The sequence below is a fragment of the Actinomycetes bacterium genome (assembly GCA_035489715.1).
In the GTDB taxonomy this organism is placed as follows: Bacteria; Actinomycetota; Actinomycetes; order JACCUZ01; family JACCUZ01; genus DATHAP01.
The window spans coordinates 1-2108 of record DATHAP010000123.1 but is presented as its reverse complement, the minus strand read 5'-3'; the positions used below and the strand labels follow the sequence as shown (position 1 = coordinate 2108).

Below are 2108 nucleotides of genomic sequence, written 5' to 3'. Positions count from 1 at the left end.
ACGCGGGAGTTCGACGCCCCCAGGCACCTGGTCTACAGGGCCTACACCACCCCCGAGCTGGTCAGCCGCTGGTGGCCGGGCCGGCGGGGCGAGATGACCCACGCCGAGGTCGACCTGCGGGTCGGCGGGAAGTGGCGCTACGTGATGCTCGCCCACGGCGAGCACGAGGTCGCCTTCCACGGCGAGTACAGCGAGATCGTCCCGGACGAGCGGCTCGTCACCACCGAGGTCTTCGAGGGCGCCCCGGAGGGCAGCGCTCCCGCGCTGAACATCGTCACCTTCGAGGAGGCGGACGGCCGGACCACATTGACGATCCTGATGCGCGTCGAGAGCCGCGAGGTGCGCGACATGATCATCGGCACCGGCATGGAGGGCGGCATGCAGGAGGGCATGGACCTGCTCGAGCAGGTCGCCCGCGAGCTGGCCTGAGCGCAGCGAGCCCGGCGGCCGCCGAAGCGGCCGCCGGGCTGCACGCGTGCGCGCCTACCGCAGGAGGTAGGACGCGATCCGGCCCATCACCGCGTTGCGCTGCTCCGCGGTCGAGATGGTCTCGAACCCGTAGCCCATCAGGATGGACTTCGGCGTCGTGATCGCGGCGCCGACCGGGAACCCGCCCGCGTCGGTGACCGCGAAGTTGTTCGTGTTGGAGCCGCTGCCGGGCGGCGGGCCGGTGACCTGCCAGCCGCCGGTGTCGGTGCCCTCGAACGACGTCGACCCGCCCGGCCAGGCGAAGTCGTCCAGGAACACGCCGAGGTTCTGCGTGCCCCAGTCGCTGATGTAGGCGACGGAGATCTCGACCGTCTTGCCTGCGTACTTCGACAGGTCGATCCGCCACTGCTGCCAGCCGTTCGAGTTGCCGGAGGCGGCGTTCCACTCACCCGTCGTGCCCGTCGACGTGCACGTCGCCGGGGGACCGGCGTGGTACGTCTGGTAGTGCGTCAGCTGCGGATGCAGCTCGTCAGCCCAGCCCGACGTGCTGCCCGGGCAGCTCAGGCCCGTGCTCGTGCCGGTATGCCCGTTGGCGTCCGGCAGCGTCGTCCAGTCGTCCTGGCCCGCCGTCCTGGCCTCGACCGCGAGGTAGTCCCAGTCGGGCTCCGTGTCGTACGACGTCCAGAACGTCAGCTCGCCGCCGGCCGGGACCTGGATCTCACGCGTGAGCCGTTTGTAGCTCACGTCGGCGATCTGCGAGAAGACGTACTTGCTGCCGGTGTGCGGATCGAACGGCCCGCCCGGCTTCGCCCAGCGCGCCGAGGCGTTGCTGGTGAACTGCGGGTACTCCTCCGGGGACAGGATGCCGCTGGTGGTCACGAAGGACGACGTGCCGCCGGGCGGGAACGCCGGCTGCGGCGACGTCAGCGACCACTGCGCCAGCCCGTCGAACGGGTTCCCGATGCCGTTGAGGGCGTACGGGGTGGTCCCGTCCTGGCCGTCGCCGGCGACCTGGACCATGCCGCCGAACCAGTACTGCAGCACGTCGTTGATCTGGTCGCCGCCGTTCACCGAGCCGCGCAGCTGGAAGCAGCGGCGCGGATCCCACGACGGATCGCGGTTGTTCGGATGGCACATGCCTTCGTTCTTCGGGTCGAAGTACTGGACCCCGACGCCGGCGGCCGTGTACTGCATGCCGGCCGTCTTGCCCGAGTAGGCCACGCGGCCCCCCTCGTCCATGAAGGCGCGCGCCTCGAGCATCTCATCGAGCGCGAGCCGGTCGGCGTTGCCGCCGGCCCAGCCGGCCTTGCGGGTGACGACATCGTCGCCCGTGTACCAGATCACGCCCTTGTAGTGGCTCAGCACACCGAGCGCGTCCGGCGCGGTCCGGCCACGCGCGTCCACGTCGTAGACGTCGGCGGCGACGCCGTTGGCGGCCAGCGAGTCGAGGAACGTCTGCGCGTACTTCGGGGCCGTGACGCCCTGCGCGGGCGACGCGCCCGTGTAGTCCTCGGCCGCCACGACGAGCATCTGCCGGTTCGAGTCGGAGACCATGTCGTAGGTGAACGAGTCGCTCTTCTTGCCGCCGCCCTCGAACCAGACCTCCACCGTGTCACCGGGCTTGGTGCCCGTGACCGTGCCGCGCATGACGTGGTAGTGGACGGCCGCGGGCTTGTACT

2 protein-coding genes are annotated in these 2108 nt (G+C 70.5%); one reads left to right on the top strand and one right to left on the bottom strand.

What is annotated here, in order from left to right; all coding sequences use genetic code 11:
- Positions 1-429 (top strand): SRPBCC family protein (locus VK640_09690; GenBank protein HTE73456.1); only part of this gene is annotated, 429 nt, incomplete at its 5' end.
- A gap of 54 nt (positions 430-483) precedes the next feature.
- Here the strand turns inward: VK640_09690 and VK640_09685 are convergent.
- A partial coding sequence (locus VK640_09685; protein ID HTE73455.1) for a zinc carboxypeptidase occupies positions 484-2108 on the bottom strand: 1625 nt, incomplete at its 5' end.